A 13,752-nucleotide genomic window follows, 5' to 3' on the forward strand; every position below is an offset into this window, starting at 1 on the left:
TCAGAACCACATGCGCACGCCGACCACCAGTCGCGCGTCCTGGGTGTCCTCGTCGTCCTCGCGCGCGTAATCGGCCGTCTTGCCGTAGGAGCGGTCCCAGCTCACGCCGACATAAGGTGCGAATTGCGGGGTGATTTCGTAGCGCAGCCTGAGGCCGAACTCGCTGGTCGACAGGCCCGAACCATTGCCGCGTTGCGGGTCGTTCTTGCCGTAGAAGTTCAGCTCCGCGGTGGGCTGCAGCACCAGATTGTTGGTCAGTTGGAGGTCGTAGTCGGCCTCCAGGCGAGCGGCGGTCTGCCCGGCTTCACCGATGAACGCGGTGGCCTCGATATCCAGATCCGAAATGGCTTGGCCCTGCAGGCCGAAGGCGGCCCAGGTTTGCGGCGCGCCCGGTTTGAAATCCTGACGTGCACCGGCGACCACGTCCCACCATGGGCTGATCGAGTGGCCCCACAACGCCTGGATTTCCGCTTCTTCGGTCTTGCCGTTGGTTCGCTCGCCTTCGGAGCGCAACAGCAGGCGGTCGATATCACCGCCGATCCAGCCGGACAGGTCCCAGGCCAGCGCGCTGCCGTCATTGGCGTCCTGCCATTCCAGCTTGTCGGCCAGAAAGTAACTGTTAATGGCGCTGTCATGGACCTGATGGCCGGCGTGGCTGGTGTACACCGCAGCCCGGTCCGCATCGGTGATCGGCGGGATCGGGGTTCGGCTCTGGGCGGGCGCAGACTGCGTCGAGGACGCGTCCTCGCTGTCGCTGGCATCCATATGCATCGCATGGCTGCCGTGGTCCATGCCTTCCATCCCCGCGGCCATGCTCAAGGTCCACGGTGCAGCGGTCAGCCCGGCAGCCAGCAACAGCATCGGCAGGCGGGGCGAATTCAGCGTTCTGCTCAACATCAAGGTCCTCATTCTTCAACCCGCACTTCGCGGAACATGCCCATTTCCATGTGGTACAGCATGTGACAGTGATAAGCCCAACGGCCCAGCGCATCGGCGGTCACCCGATAGCTGCGGCGTGATCCCGGTGGCATGTCGATGGTGTGTTTACGCACCATGAACCGGCCGTTTTCGTCTTCGAGGTCGCTCCACATGCCATGCAGATGGATGGGGTGGGTCATCATCGTGTCGTTGACCAGCACGACACGCACCCGCTCACCGTATTTGAGCATCAGCGGTTTGGCGTCCGAGAACTTCACACCGTCGAACGACCAGGCGTATTTTTCCATATGCCCGGTCAGGTGCAGCTCGATCGTGCGGCTTGGCTCACGACCGTCCGGGTCTTCGAAGGTGCTGTGCAGATCAGCGTAGGTCAGGACTCTACGGCCATTGCCCCTCAGGCCGATGCCCGGATCGTCGAGCTTGGGCGAGGTGCTCATGGCTTGCATGTCGACCAGCGGGTTATTGTTTTCGCTCACGGGGTGCGATTGCGGGCCCGGCGTTTTCGGGGCCGGCATCTGCGTGTGGTCCATTCCGGGCATCGCGTCGTGCCCCATATTGCTGTGGTCCATGCCTGACATGTCGTGCGTTGTCGGGGCTGCGGCATGGTTCATGCTGCCATGATCCATGCCCGCCATGCCCATATCATCCATGCTCAACAGCGGGCGTGGATCGAGGGGCGGAACGACAGCCTGCAGGCCGGGCCTGCTGGCCAGGGTGCCGCGGGCATAACCGGTGCGGTCCATCGACTGGGCGAACAGGGTATAGGCACCTTCCGCCGGTTCGACAATCACGTCGAAAGTCTCCGCCACTGCGATGCGCAACTCATCGACAGTCACCGGCTTGACGTGCTGGCCGTCGCTGGCCACCACGGTCATCTTCAGGCCCGGAATACGCACGTCGAAGTACGTCATTGCCGAGCCGTTGATCAGCCGCAGTCGGATCCGCTCGCCAGGCTTGAACAGCCCGGTCCAGTTCATGTTCGGCGCCTGACCGTTCATCAGGTAGGTGTAGGTTGCGCCGCTGACATCCGCGAGATCGGTCGGGTCCATTCTCATCTTCGCCCACATCCAGCGATCCCTGGTGGTCTCGCTCCAGCCCTTTTCACCCACATCGTTGATGAAGTCGCCGACGGTGCGCTGGTTATTGTTGTAGTAATCGGACTGTTTCTTGAGCGTTTTCATCAGCTGGACCGGCTTTTCGTCGGTCCAGTCGCTGAGCATGATCACGTGTTCGCGATCATATTCGAACGGCTCCGGCTCTTTCGCGTCGATCACCAGTGGCCCGTAGACCCCCGACTGTTCCTGGAAGCCGGAGTGGCTGTGATACCAGTAGGTGCCGTTCTGCCTGACCTTGAAGCGGTAGACATACAGGCCATCCGGCGCGATGCCGTCAAAGCTCAACCCTGGCACGCCGTCCATGTTGGCCGGCAGGATGATGCCGTGCCAATGGATGGATGTGGCTTCGTCGAGCCGGTTCTTGACCCTCAGGGTCACGGTGTCGCCTTCGCGCCAGCGCAGCAGCGGGCCGGGAATGCCGCCGTTGATGGTCTGCGCGGTCCTGGCGCTGCCGGTGATGTTGACCTGGGTTTCGCCGATATACAGATCGAACTCAGTGCCGGACAACCCGTTGGGCTGACCCGGATTGGTCACCGCCCACGCCGGACTGCGCCATAGCCCGAGGCCGCCGAGCAGGCCACTGGCGGCCAGCCCTTTCACAAAGGTTCGTCTTGAGGTTCGGGTGGGCATGGCGAAATATCCGGTCGGTCGGGTGGCCGCAGGCCAGGAGAAGTGCGGGTAGGGCGGGGGAGCGTGGGGCGTTGAAGGTACCGAGGTCACTCGTCCTTTTTCATCAGCCCGGCCAGTGCAGCGAACGGGTTGTGGGTCGCCTTGGCGGTTTTCGGACTGCCCAGGGAGCCATCGGCGAAGTACTGCTGATCGGTGTAGCGCGAGTGCTCGTTGTCGTGGCAATACAGGCACAGCAGCTCCCAGTTGGAGCCGTCCTGCGGGTTGTTGTCATGGTTGTGGTCGCGGTGGTGTACGGTCAGTTCGCTGAGGCGTTTACCTGCGAACTCGCGCGCGCAGCGGCCGCAAACGTGCGGGTACATGCGCAGCGCCTTGTCGCGGTAGCCCATCTCGCGGTCGCGCTGGGCGTCGGCCAGGATGCGGTCCAGCTTGGCAGTATGGGAAGGAGGATTGGCCGTGCTCATGGTGTCACCTGTGCGTGTGCGCATTGAAAGCGGAATGTCGGTAAGTTTAGCGCCAGATGGGCAAACTCACACCTGCTGGGAGAGTAATTGACCATCGACCATGCGCAGGCGCTTGGACAACGAGATGGCCAGGGCGCGAATGATCTTGGCGGCGATTTTCGGCGCGTCCTCGAGCATCTTGTCCAGCGAATCACGGCCCAGGTTCAATAGCTGGCAACTGGTGGCTGCGATACAACTGGCGGAGCGGCGCTCGCCATCCAGCACCGCCATTTCTCCGAAGGCGCGTCCGCGCCGCAGAACGGCGATTTCCACCTGTTGACCGTCTGCAGCAAGCTTCTGCACAGACACGGTGCCCTGATGGATGATGCACATGAAGGTTCCGGCATCGCCCTCGGCGAAGATGGTCTCGCCTTTATCGATATCGGTAATGCTGAAATAGCCCGCTACGGTAAAGAAATCGCCCGGCAGCAGCGTGTCGAACAGGCCGCAATCCAGCAGCATGTCGCGTATGGCGTTGTTCAGGTTGGACAGTGGTTCTGACATGTGAGGTCTGGTAATCCTGACAAAGGGGCAACTCCGCTGCCCCCGATCCTAGTAAGACAGGTGTTTCACACCAAGTTCATTCAGCGATCTGCAATACCTTGAAGATAAACGCGTATTCCAGCGCCACGTCACGCAAGCCCTGATAGCGACCGCTCATGCCTCCGTGTCCGGCACCCAGTTCGGTCTTGAGCAGCAGCGGATTGTCGTCGGTCTTGGTGGCGCGCAACTTCGCGACCCATTTGGCGGCTTCCCAATACTGCACGCGGCTGTCGTTATAACCGGCGATGACCAGCATGGCCGGGTATGCCTGGGCCGTGACGTTTTCGTAGGGCGCGTAAGCCTTGATACGCGCGTAGACCTCGGGCTCCTGCGGGTTGCCCCATTCGTCGTATTCGGTGACGGTCAGCGGCAGGTCCGGGTCGAGCATGGTGTTCAGCACATCGACGAACGGCACTTCGGCAATCGCTGCCTTGAACAGCTCTGGCCGCTGGTTGAGCACCGCACCGATCAGCAGGCCACCGGCGCTGCCACCGCTGATCACCAATTGTTCGGCGCTGGTCAGCCCCTGGGCAACAAGGTGTTCGGCGCAGGCAATGAAATCACCGAAGGTGTTCTGTTTGTGTTCCTGCTTGCCGTTGCGATACCAGGCTTCGCCCAGCTCGCCGCCGCCGCGCACATGAGCAATGGCGAACGCCACGCCACGGTCGAGCAGGCTCAGACGGGCGTGGGAAAACCACGGGTCGAGGCTCTCGCCATAGGCGCCGTAGCCGTACAGATACAGCGGGGTGGCCTGTCCGGCCAGTTCGCGCTTGACCACCAAGCTGATCGGCACCTGAGTGCCATCGCTGGCCGTGGCCCACAAACGCTGGCTGACGTAGGCATCGGCGTCGAAGGTGCCCAGTACCGCGGTTTCCTTGAGCACTGCCTGCTCGCCGCTGGCCAGGGTCAATTGGCGGACCTGGGCCGGACGGTTCAGCGACTGGTAGCGCAAGCGAATCTTGTCGCTGTCGAATTCCAGCGTGTCCTGCACGTACAGGCTGTACGCGGCGTCAGGCAGCTGCACGCGATAAGTCGGCAGCGCCTGCGGACGTACTTCGATGATCGGCAGGCCGCCCTCGCGCAGGCTCAGACTGATGCCTTTGGCGTTGAGGCTGACGCCTTCGAGCATGACCTGGTCGTCGTGCGCGACCAGTGTCTGCCAGTCCTCGCGCCCCGGTACATCACTGGCTTGTTGCGCAGCGTGATACAGCGCGAAGTTGATGCCGCTCTGATTGCTGCGGATGAACCAGGTCCAGACGCCATTGAGCAGCCCGTGGTCCGGATAGTATTCGTGGCCTTCGCTGCGTGGCGCGAGGCAGGTGAAGGCCTGTTGCGGATGATCGGCGTCCAGCACCCAGGCTTCGCTGGTGGTTTTGCTGTTGAGCAGAATGATCAGTTGGCGCTCTGAGCTGCTGCGGAAGCAATGCAGGAAGAATCTGCCGTCCGGCTCGTCGAACACCAGCTCGGCTGATGACGTGCCCAGGGTATGGCGATGCAGCTTGCCCGGACGATGGGTTTCGTCCAGCTCGCCGAAAAACAGGGTCTGACTGTCGTTGGCCCAAGTCATGCTGCCGTCGCAGTTTTCGAAAGGCAGGCTGCTGATCTGACCGGTGCTCAGCTCTTTGACGTACAGCTCGTATATCTCGTCGCCACTGGTGTCCAGGCTGTAGGCCAGACGCTGGTGATCCGGGCTGATGCTGAACGCGCCCAGTGAGAAAAAGCCGCCATCGGCCATCTCGTTGGGGTCGAGCAACAGCTCCTCAGCGTTTTCATCCACCGTGTTGCTGTCGTCGGCCGGGCGCGGGCAGCGGTAGTGTCGGGCGTATTCGTCGCCTTGTGTGGTGCGGGTGTAATAAAGGTACGGCCCCCAAGGGGAGGGCAGCGACAGGTCGGTTTCGAGGATACGGCCCTTGATCTCTTCAAACAGGCTATCGCGCAGTCCGGCCTGCTCTGCCAGTTGCTGCTCCTGCCAGGCGTTTTCGGCCTTGAGGTAGTCGAGCACTTCGTCAGTGTCGCGGTTCTGCAGCCAGGCGTAGGGGTCGGAACCGTCGGCCTTGCGAGCGATCGGGGCGCTGGAGGTTGCATTCGAGAAGGACATGCTGGGCTCTCTGTTAAGGCATCAATCAGGAAAATATCGGTACACGCTGAACCGAATACTGCAGCGAGGCAAGCCGCGTCAGGCAAAAGCCGTTATCATAAGCGCCTCTTTACCTGGCTTACCACGGACGTCATGACCGAAAACGACTATCTGATCGCCTGGAGCGTCTACGCCTTCGCCGCGTTGGGTTGCCTGCTGGTATGGTTTCTGATGACCCGCTGGATGTGGCGGTATCTCAAGGAGCCGTTGCTGGTGGCGGTCGCGGTGCTGCTGTTTACGCCGACCATGGTCGACCCTGCCAAGGACGCGATGGCACCAGCCGTGGCGATCACCGCGCTCGACCTGATGTTCAAGGTCGGCAGCAATGTCTGGACCGCCGTGTCGGACCTTGCCATGTACGGCATGTTCGCCTTCGCCGCGTACCTGCTGTTCGTGCTGATCCGCTGGCCGATCGAGCGCAGCCGCAAGGCTCGCCAACCCAAGGCTGCGGCCCAGCCTGTGGACACCGACCCTGCTGACGAACCGTTTGCCGAAGACGATCACTACGCTCGCAGAAACGCTGCGCCCCTTCCGCCGACCAGGGCTGCACGGGTCGAGCCGCGGCTGTAGCTCCCGCTTCGTTGGCAAGCGCCGTTAGCAGCGGCGCGTGACCTGCTGCAAAACGTCTTGAAGCGAGAACCTGAGCATGTGTGAACTACTGGGCATGAGCGCCAATGTCCCGACCGACATAGTCTTCAGCTTTACCGGGCTGATGCAGCGGGGCGGCCGCACCGGTCCGCATCGCGATGGCTGGGGCATTGCCTTCTACGAGGGCCGCGGCCTGCGCCTGTTTCAGGACCCGGCAGCCAGCAGCGAATCGGAAGTCGCACAACTGGTGCAGCGCTATCCCATCAAAAGCGAAGTCGTGATTGGCCATATTCGTCAGGCCAACGTCGGCAAGGTCTGCCTGTCCAATACCCATCCTTTCGTGCGTGAACTCTGGGGCCGTAACTGGTGCTTTGCCCATAATGGTCAGTTGGCGGATTTCACCCCGGGCGTTACCTTTTATCGGCCGGTGGGCGATACCGACAGCGAAGCGGCATTCTGCGACCTGCTCAATCGCGTCCGCGAAGCCTTTCCCGAACCGGTCGAAGTCGAGGAATTGCTGCCTTCTCTGATCCAGGCGTGTGCCGAATATCGCAGCAAAGGCGTGTTCAACTGTCTGTTGAGCGACGGTGACTGGCTGTTTTGCTTTTGCAGTACCAAACTGGTTCAGATCACCCGCCGTGCCCCATTCGGTCCGGCGAGGTTGAAAGATGTCGACGTGATTGTCGATTTTCAGGCTGAAACGACGCCGCACGACGTGGTCACGGTCATCGCGACCGAACCCTTGACCGAGAACGAAAACTGGAACCGCTATGAGCCGGGCCAGTGGAGCCTGTGGCGCAAGGGCGAGTGCGTGGCGCAGGGCTCGGTCGACACCGTCACTGAAACGACCAAGCCCTGAGACACCGGCCCATCGGCTTACTGGATAAAAAAGAAGAGGGATATTGATGCTGCGAAGTTATCTGCGATTGGTCCTGTTCACCATGGGCCTGCTGTTCGGGGTACAGATTCCCGGTTTCATCAGTGACTACAGCAAGCGTGTCGAAGCGCATCTGATTGAGGCGCAGCAATCCGTCAAGGGCTATACCGCCACTGCGCAGCAGTTCTTCAAGGGCGATATTCAGGCGCTGATCCAGCATTATCGCAGCAGTGAGGACCCGGTTTTTCGCAGCGATGCGGACACTATCGACACCCTGATGAACCGCACCCACATCCTTGAGCGTCAGTGGCTCGGGCTTCAGGGGCCTTGGTATTCCAAAGCCTTGTTCGTGGCCACTTCTTCCGATCCGGATATCCGTCGCGAAACCTTCAACGGTTATACGTGGCAGGTTCTGCTGGCCCCCGAGGTCATTGCCTGGGGCATTATCAGTGCATTGCTGCTGGCGCTGGTGATCGAAAGCTTCGTGCTGTTGCTCGGCTGGGTGATCCACGGCGGACGACGCAAGCCGCAGTTCGAACGCCACAGGAGTTGACTGCAGGCCGTTGTGACAAGCAGAGCGGGCGTCGCTATGGTCGCGCGCCCGCCGCCTTCACTTCGCCAGGTAGCGCATGCCTTCTTCCAGACCGCTAAGGGTCAGCGGATACATCTGACCCTCGATCAAATCACGCACAACATGCGTCGAGGTGGTGTAGTCCCAGGCATCTTTCGGATAGGGATTGATCCAGATGATCTTCTTGAATTTGGCCATGAAGCGCTGCATCCACACATAGCCTGGCTCTTCATTCCAGTGTTCGACGCTGCCGCCGGGCTGGGTGATTTCATAGGGCGCCATCGAGGCGTCGCCGATGAAAATCACTTTGTAGTCCTCGCCATACTTGTGCAGCAGGTCCTGGGTGGCGGTCCGCTCCGAGTTTCTGCGCTGGTTGTTCTTCCACACCGATTCGTAAATGAAGTTATGGAAGTAGAAATACTCCATGTGCTTGAACTCGGTCTTGCATGCGGAGAACAGCTCTTCACAGACCTTGATGTGTGAATCCATCGAGCCGCCGATGTCGAACAGCAGCAATAACTTGATGGTGTTGCGCCGCTCCGGACGCATCTGAATGTTCAGCAGGCCCGCATCGCGTGCGGTGTGATCGATGGTGCTGTCGATGTCCAGTTCATCCGCAGCGCCCTGACGAGCGAACTTGCGCAGGCGGCGCAGGGCCACCTTGATATTGCGCGTCCCCAGCTCAACCTGATCGTCCAGGTTTTTATATTCGCGCTGGTCCCAGACTTTGACGGCCTTGCCTTTGCGCTCGCCTGCATCGCCGACGCGGATGCCTTCCGGGTTGTAGCCGCCCGAGCCGAACGGGCTGGTGCCACCGGTGCCGATCCATTTGTTGCCACCGGCATGGCGTTCCTTCTGTTCTTCCAGGCGTTTCTTGAACTCTTCGATCAGCTTGTCGAGGCCGCCCAGCGATTGAATCTGCGCGCGTTCCTCGTCCGTCAGCGAACGCTCGAACTCTTTGCGCAGCCAGTCTTCCGGGATCAGCGCCTGCAAATGCTCGTCGAGGTTTTCCAGGCCGTTGAAATAAGCACCGAAGGCCCGGTCGAACTTGTCGAAATGGCGCTCGTCCTTGACCAGAATCGTGCGCGCCAGAAAGTAGAACTCATCGATGTCGGCGAACACGACCCGCTGTTTAAGCGCATTGATCAGGTCCAGCAGTTCACGCAGAGACACCGGCACCTTGGCCGCGCGCATTTCGTTGAACAGGTTGAGCAGCATGGCTGTCGCCCTTTTACATGGCAGGTTGGATAGACACGATCAGCGATTGCCGCGACGGCTCATGAACGCCAGACGTTCCAGCAGATGCACGTCCTGCTCGTTCTTGACCAGCGCGCCGGCCAATGGCGGAATCGTCTTGGTCGGGTCGCGTTCGCGCAGCACGGCTTCACCGATGTTGTCGGCCATCAGCAGCTTCAGCCAGTCGACCAGCTCGGAGGTGGAGGGCTTCTTCTTCAGCCCCGGCACCTTGCGCACGTCAAAGAATACGTCCAGCGCTTCGCTCACCAGGTCTTTCTTGATGTCCGGGTAATGCACATCGACGATGCGTTGCAGCGTGGCCCGATCCGGGAAGGCGATGTAGTGGAAGAAGCAGCGACGCAGAAAGGCATCCGGCAACTCCTTCTCGTTGTTGGAGGTAATGATGATGATCGGTCGATGCCTGGCTTTGATGGTTTCATTCGTCTCGTAAACGTAGAACTCCATCTTGTCGAGTTCCTGCAACAGGTCGTTGGGGAATTCGATATCGGCCTTGTCGATCTCGTCGATCAGCAAAATCGCCCGCTCGTCAGACTCGAAGGCCTCCCAGAGCTTGCCCTTCTTCAGGTAATTGCGTACGTCGTGGACCTTGTCGACGCCCAGTTGCGAGTCGCGCAGACGGCTCACCGCATCGTACTCGTACAGGCCTTGATGGGCCTTGGTCGTGGACTTGATATGCCAGGTAATCAGTTTCGCGCCGAAGGACTCGGCCAGTTGTTCGGCGAGCATGGTCTTGCCGGTGCCGGGCTCGCCCTTGACCAACAGTGGACGCTCCAGCGTGATGGCCGCGTTGACCGCCAGCTTGAGATCGTCAGTGGCAACGTAGGCCGGCGTACCTTCGAACTTCATTGATCCATCCTTTTCGCGTGGGTGCGCGTAACCGGTCGGCACGCGCGCCGTAATAGGGCAAGCAATGCCCTGACTATAACGTGGCGGCCCGATGGCTGTGAACGAAGACGCCTCATTCAGTTCTTGAATGGGGCGTCACGCAGTGACCGGGTCGAAATTGTAACGCTGCTTTAAGGATGTTCAAGTATTGGCCGGCCACCGGCTGGCGTTGACGTTGATAGATGATCAGCAACACACCTTCGACATGAGCTCCGATGTGCAGACCTTCCCCGACCTGCGTCCACTGATAGCCGATGACGCGTTCGCCCAGGCACAGTTGGGCGACCATGGCTGGAGCGTCGAATGGCCTGAACTGGACATCCAGACAGGCGCGGATACTTTGTTTTCCGACAGTTAAGTCAACGCTGCCCCTGATGAAAACGTACGATTTTTCATCGTTGGCGCGCTTGAAAAAACCGCTAAGACCCCTTGCTGCTCTCATAACGCGCATTGAATGCCTGCACGAAAGCATTGCGCAGGATCTGCAGAAACGCCTGGAAGCCGCTGATGTCCTGCTGATGAACGCTGCCGCTGAGGTCGACGCGTGTGGCGAACTGGTTTTCCCGCTGGTTTTTCAACACGGTTTCGCTGGTTCCGACCAGCGCTTCCCAGATCGAGCGGAAAACACCCTTGTCCTTGTTTTCGACATCCTGCTGCCAGTTGAACACGTCCACGTTGCGCAGCAGCGGCTTTATGTAGCCCTTGAGCTGGCCTTTGTCGGCCTGCGCTTCAATCACCACATCGCCATCGCCGGCGTTGAAATCGAACTTGCCGTAGGCCGACGAGAAATCGTTGAGTTTCTTGAGCTGGATGCCGGTGGCGCGCAGTTTGAAGTCGAAGTCTTCAAAGTTGCTGAACGGATCGAATCTGGCTGAGCTCTCCAGATCGGCATGGCCCAGCAGACGTGCCTTGCCCTTGAACTCGGCATCGCGATTGCCTTCCACGTCGACCACGTTGGTCAGGTTATAGATGCTGGCATTGACCTGATCCGCCTCGATTTTTACTTTGGGCGTGGAGTTGAAGTTATTGAAGGTGATGCGCCCGTTATCGATGCGCAATTCGTTGAGGGTGATGGGCAGCAGCTTGTCCATCTCGGTACGCCAGTCGGTGCCCTGACCGGTCTGCGAGTCCTGCTTGCTGCCGCCGTCCACGAAGTTGATCTGCGGGCCGGTGAAGAGGGCTTTCGCGACCACTGCATGGTCATACCAGAGTGAATGCCAGCTGACAGCCAGTTCGATCATCGGTGCGTCGAAAAAGGGCACCGGGACCTTGCCGTCGGTCTTGACGATCTTCAGCCCCTTGATCCGGTACGCCCCTCGCCACAGTGCCAGGTCCACATCGGTGATCTCGCCCCGGTAGTCACCCATGTCGGCCAGTTTGTCGTTCAGATAGTCACGCACCAGATACGGCAGGGCGATATTGACAGCGATCAGCAGGACTACCAGAGCGGCCAGGGTCCATAGCGGCCAGCTGTAGCGACGTTTCATGACATGAGTCTCCTGTTTCAATGAAGGATTGACTGCTCGCGCCGTCATCCGTTCGGTCAGACTGGACGCCCCACAGTTGGCGGCATAGGCTTTGGGTCTTTAACCGATGTGCACAAGGACACCCTCATGAGCCGTATCTACGCTGATAACGCCCATTCCATCGGTAATACGCCGTTGGTGCAGATCAACCGTATCGCGCCGCGCGGTGTCACCATTCTGGCCAAGATCGAAGGGCGTAATCCGGGTTATTCCGTTAAATGCCGTATCGGCGCCAATATGATCTGGGACGCCGAAAGCAGCGGCAGGCTCAAGCCTGGCATGACCATCGTCGAACCGACCTCGGGCAACACCGGCATAGGTCTGGCCTTCGTTGCCGCTGCCCGTGGCTACAAACTGATGCTCACCATGCCCGCTTCCATGAGCATAGAACGTCGCAAGGTACTCAAGGCACTGGGCGCAGAACTGGTGCTGACCGAAGCGGCCAAGGGGATGAAAGGTGCGATTGCCAAGGCCGAAGAACTGCTGGCAGACAACCCCGAGAAATATTTCATGCCGGCGCAATTCGAGAACCCGGCCAACCCGGCCATCCATGAAAAAACCACCGGCCCGGAAATCTGGGCAGACACCGACGGTGCCATCGACGTCCTGGTAGCAGGCGTAGGGACTGGCGGGACTATCACCGGTATCTCCCGGTATATCAAGCACACCGAAGGCAAACCGATCCTGTCGGTCGCAGTCGAGCCGGACGGTTCGCCGATCATCACCCAGGCGATGGCCGGTGAAACGATCACCCCCAGCCCGCACAAGATTCAGGGCATCGGCGCCGGCTTCATCCCGAAAAACCTCGACCTGTCGATTGTCGACCGGGTAGAGCGTGTCACCGATGAAGAGTCCAAGGCCATGGCCCGGCGTCTGATGCAGGAGGAGGGCATTCTCTGTGGTATTTCCTGCGGCGCGGCGATGGCGGCCGCCGTTCGTCTGGCTGAAAAACCGGAGATGCAGGGCAAGACGATCGTGGTGGTCCTGCCGGACTCCGGCGAACGTTACCTGTCGAGCATGCTGTTCAGCGATCTGTTTACCGATCAGGAGCTTTCCCAGTAACACATCTTCGCAAGTGCGTACTTCATGCGGGCAACGCAAGGGTTTATGATGGCCAGCTACGACTTGCCGGACGATGAGCGTTGTTCGACCGGCGCTCCAGTCATTATTCAGAATCATGCATCAGCACTGCCCGCGTGACGTTTGGCGTTATCTGCCCGCTTCAAGGAGAGCTTCATGACCCTTTCATTTGTTGCCAAGGCATCGATCCTGATGCTGTTTCTGGGCAGCACGCTGTACGTTCATTTGCGCGGTCGGGCCCGACTGCCTCTGTTGCGGCAGTTCGTCAACCATTCGGCATTGTTCGCACCGTACAACGCACTGATGTACCTGTTTTCCCGCGTCCCGTCCGAGCCCTATCTGGACCGCAGCAAATTCCCTGAGCTGGACATCCTCAAGGACAACTGGGAAACCATTCGCGACGAAGCCATGCACCTGTTCGACGAAGGCTATATTCGTGCAGCGGAGAAAAACAACGACGCCGGTTTTGGCTCGTTCTTCAAGAAGGGCTGGAAGCGCTTTTACCTGAAGTGGTACGACAAGGCCCTGCCGTCTGCCGAGGCGCTGTGCCCGAAAACCGTTGAACTGGTCAACAGCATTCCCAACGTCAAGGGCGCGATGTTCGCGCTGCTGCCGGGTGGCAGTCACCTCAATCCGCACCGCGATCCGTTCGCCGGCTCGCTGCGTTATCACCTGGGCCTGTCGACACCCAACTCCGATGACTGCCGGATCTTCGTCGATGGCAAGGAATACGCCTGGCGTGACGGTCAGGACGTCATGTTCGATGAGACCTACGTTCACTGGGTCAAGAACGAGACCGACCAGACCCGTGTAATTCTGTTCTGTGATGTCGAGCGTCCGTTGACCAACCGCTTCATGACCCGTATGAACCGCAGCGTCAGCGCGTTTCTGGGCCGCGCCACCGCTCCGCAGAACCTTGACGACGAGCGCGTCGGCGGAATCAATCAGGCGTATGCATTCAGCAAGCGTTTCAGCGATGGTTTCAGTGGCAAGGTCAAGCAGTTCAAGCGCGCCAACCCCAAGGCTTACCGCGTACTGCGCCCTGTTCTGGCAGTCGTGGTACTGACGCTGCTGGGCTACTGGTTGTTCGGTTAAGCGACAGTC

The 13,752-nt window shown here is 59.9% G+C and carries 13 protein-coding genes and 1 pseudogene; 6 read left to right on the plus strand and 8 right to left on the minus strand.

Annotated elements, in window-relative coordinates:
* The 5 genes from BT119_RS11795 to BT119_RS11815 all read right to left on the minus strand — a co-directional run bounded on the left by BT119_RS11795 (position 1) and on the right by BT119_RS11815 (position 5,825).
* On the minus strand, positions 1-897 hold the full coding sequence (locus BT119_RS11795) for a copper resistance protein B (RefSeq protein WP_003368284.1): 897 nt from the start codon (positions 895-897) through the stop codon (positions 1-3).
* Between the two features lie 8 nt (positions 898-905).
* Positions 906-2,684, minus strand: coding sequence for a copper resistance system multicopper oxidase (locus BT119_RS11800; RefSeq protein WP_072365734.1), 1,779 nt, complete (start codon positions 2,682-2,684; stop codon positions 906-908).
* A gap of 86 nt (positions 2,685-2,770) precedes the next feature.
* Entirely contained in the window at positions 2,771-3,145 is a 375-nt protein-coding gene (locus BT119_RS11805; RefSeq protein WP_003317410.1) for a YajD family HNH nuclease, read from the minus strand.
* Positions 3,146-3,211: 66 nt separating this feature from the next.
* The gene (locus BT119_RS11810; protein WP_003345583.1) at positions 3,212-3,688 is read right to left on the minus strand and encodes a cyclic nucleotide-binding domain-containing protein; all 477 of its coding nucleotides are present in this window, start codon (positions 3,686-3,688) and stop codon (positions 3,212-3,214) included.
* Between the two features lie 76 nt (positions 3,689-3,764).
* Positions 3,765-5,825: a S9 family peptidase gene (locus tag BT119_RS11815; protein ID WP_072365736.1), complete on the minus strand. Its 2,061-nt coding sequence runs from the start codon at positions 5,823-5,825 to the stop codon at positions 3,765-3,767.
* A 132-nt stretch (positions 5,826-5,957) separates the two neighbouring features.
* Between BT119_RS11815 and BT119_RS11820 the strand changes: the two genes are divergently transcribed.
* The 3 genes from BT119_RS11820 (at position 5,958) to BT119_RS11830 (ending at position 7,882) form a co-directional block, all read left to right on the plus strand.
* Complete coding sequence (locus BT119_RS11820; RefSeq protein WP_003368300.1) at positions 5,958-6,434, plus strand: hypothetical protein; 477 nt, start codon at positions 5,958-5,960, stop codon at positions 6,432-6,434.
* A 76-nt stretch (positions 6,435-6,510) separates the two neighbouring features.
* Positions 6,511-7,311, plus strand: a complete 801-nt coding sequence (locus BT119_RS11825) for a class II glutamine amidotransferase (protein ID WP_072365738.1) — start codon at positions 6,511-6,513, stop codon at positions 7,309-7,311.
* A gap of 46 nt (positions 7,312-7,357) precedes the next feature.
* On the plus strand, positions 7,358-7,882 hold the full coding sequence (locus BT119_RS11830; protein WP_003368303.1) for a DUF2937 family protein: 525 nt from the start codon (positions 7,358-7,360) through the stop codon (positions 7,880-7,882).
* A 57-nt stretch (positions 7,883-7,939) separates the two neighbouring features.
* Here the strand turns inward: BT119_RS11830 and BT119_RS11835 are convergent, their stop codons facing one another.
* Complete coding sequence (locus BT119_RS11835) at positions 7,940-9,118, minus strand: vWA domain-containing protein (RefSeq protein ID WP_003368305.1); 1,179 nt, start codon at positions 9,116-9,118, stop codon at positions 7,940-7,942.
* A 39-nt stretch (positions 9,119-9,157) separates the two neighbouring features.
* Complete coding sequence (locus BT119_RS11840) at positions 9,158-10,003, minus strand: AAA family ATPase (protein WP_072365740.1); 846 nt, start codon at positions 10,001-10,003, stop codon at positions 9,158-9,160.
* Positions 10,004-10,175: 172 nt separating this feature from the next.
* On the opposite strand from BT119_RS11840, the pseudogene BT119_RS11845 reads away from it, so the two are divergent.
* Positions 10,176-10,397 (plus strand): annotated as a pseudogene (locus BT119_RS11845) (DUF2442 domain-containing protein); the annotation flags it as partial.
* Positions 10,398-10,461: 64 nt separating this feature from the next.
* Here BT119_RS11845 and BT119_RS11850 read toward each other — a convergent pair.
* A complete protein-coding gene (locus BT119_RS11850; RefSeq protein WP_072365742.1) occupies positions 10,462-11,529 on the minus strand; it encodes a DUF748 domain-containing protein in 1,068 nt (355 codons plus the stop codon).
* Positions 11,530-11,655: 126 nt separating this feature from the next.
* Between BT119_RS11850 and cysK the strand changes: the two genes are divergently transcribed.
* Complete coding sequence (gene cysK / locus BT119_RS11855; RefSeq protein WP_003430906.1) at positions 11,656-12,630, plus strand: cysteine synthase A; 975 nt, start codon at positions 11,656-11,658, stop codon at positions 12,628-12,630.
* Between the two features lie 174 nt (positions 12,631-12,804).
* Positions 12,805-13,743, plus strand: coding sequence for an aspartyl/asparaginyl beta-hydroxylase domain-containing protein (locus BT119_RS11860; protein WP_044310477.1), 939 nt, complete (start codon positions 12,805-12,807; stop codon positions 13,741-13,743).
* Positions 13,744-13,752: the final 9 nt, after the last annotated feature.

The organism is Pseudomonas sp. NFACC10-1, from assembly GCF_900119195.1.
Classification (GTDB): domain Bacteria; phylum Pseudomonadota; class Gammaproteobacteria; order Pseudomonadales; family Pseudomonadaceae; genus Aquipseudomonas; species Aquipseudomonas cerasi.

Coding starts and splice junctions, on each gene's coding strand:
- BT119_RS11795 (WP_003368284.1), bottom strand. CDS start 897: ATGTTGAGCAGAACGCTGAATTCGCCCCGCCTGCCGATGCTGTTGCTG.
- BT119_RS11800 (WP_072365734.1), bottom strand. CDS start 2,684: ATGCCCACCCGAACCTCAAGACGAACCTTTGTGAAAGGGCTGGCCGCC.
- BT119_RS11805 (WP_003317410.1), bottom strand. CDS start 3,145: ATGAGCACGGCCAATCCTCCTTCCCATACTGCCAAGCTGGACCGCATC.
- BT119_RS11810 (WP_003345583.1), bottom strand. CDS start 3,688: ATGTCAGAACCACTGTCCAACCTGAACAACGCCATACGCGACATGCTG.
- BT119_RS11815 (WP_072365736.1), bottom strand. CDS start 5,825: ATGTCCTTCTCGAATGCAACCTCCAGCGCCCCGATCGCTCGCAAGGCC.
- BT119_RS11820 (WP_003368300.1), top strand. CDS start 5,958: ATGACCGAAAACGACTATCTGATCGCCTGGAGCGTCTACGCCTTCGCC.
- BT119_RS11825 (WP_072365738.1), top strand. CDS start 6,511: ATGTGTGAACTACTGGGCATGAGCGCCAATGTCCCGACCGACATAGTC.
- BT119_RS11830 (WP_003368303.1), top strand. CDS start 7,358: ATGCTGCGAAGTTATCTGCGATTGGTCCTGTTCACCATGGGCCTGCTG.
- BT119_RS11835 (WP_003368305.1), bottom strand. CDS start 9,118: ATGCTGCTCAACCTGTTCAACGAAATGCGCGCGGCCAAGGTGCCGGTG.
- BT119_RS11840 (WP_072365740.1), bottom strand. CDS start 10,003: ATGAAGTTCGAAGGTACGCCGGCCTACGTTGCCACTGACGATCTCAAG.
- BT119_RS11850 (WP_072365742.1), bottom strand. CDS start 11,529: ATGAAACGTCGCTACAGCTGGCCGCTATGGACCCTGGCCGCTCTGGTA.
- cysK (WP_003430906.1), top strand. CDS start 11,656: ATGAGCCGTATCTACGCTGATAACGCCCATTCCATCGGTAATACGCCG.
- BT119_RS11860 (WP_044310477.1), top strand. CDS start 12,805: ATGACCCTTTCATTTGTTGCCAAGGCATCGATCCTGATGCTGTTTCTG.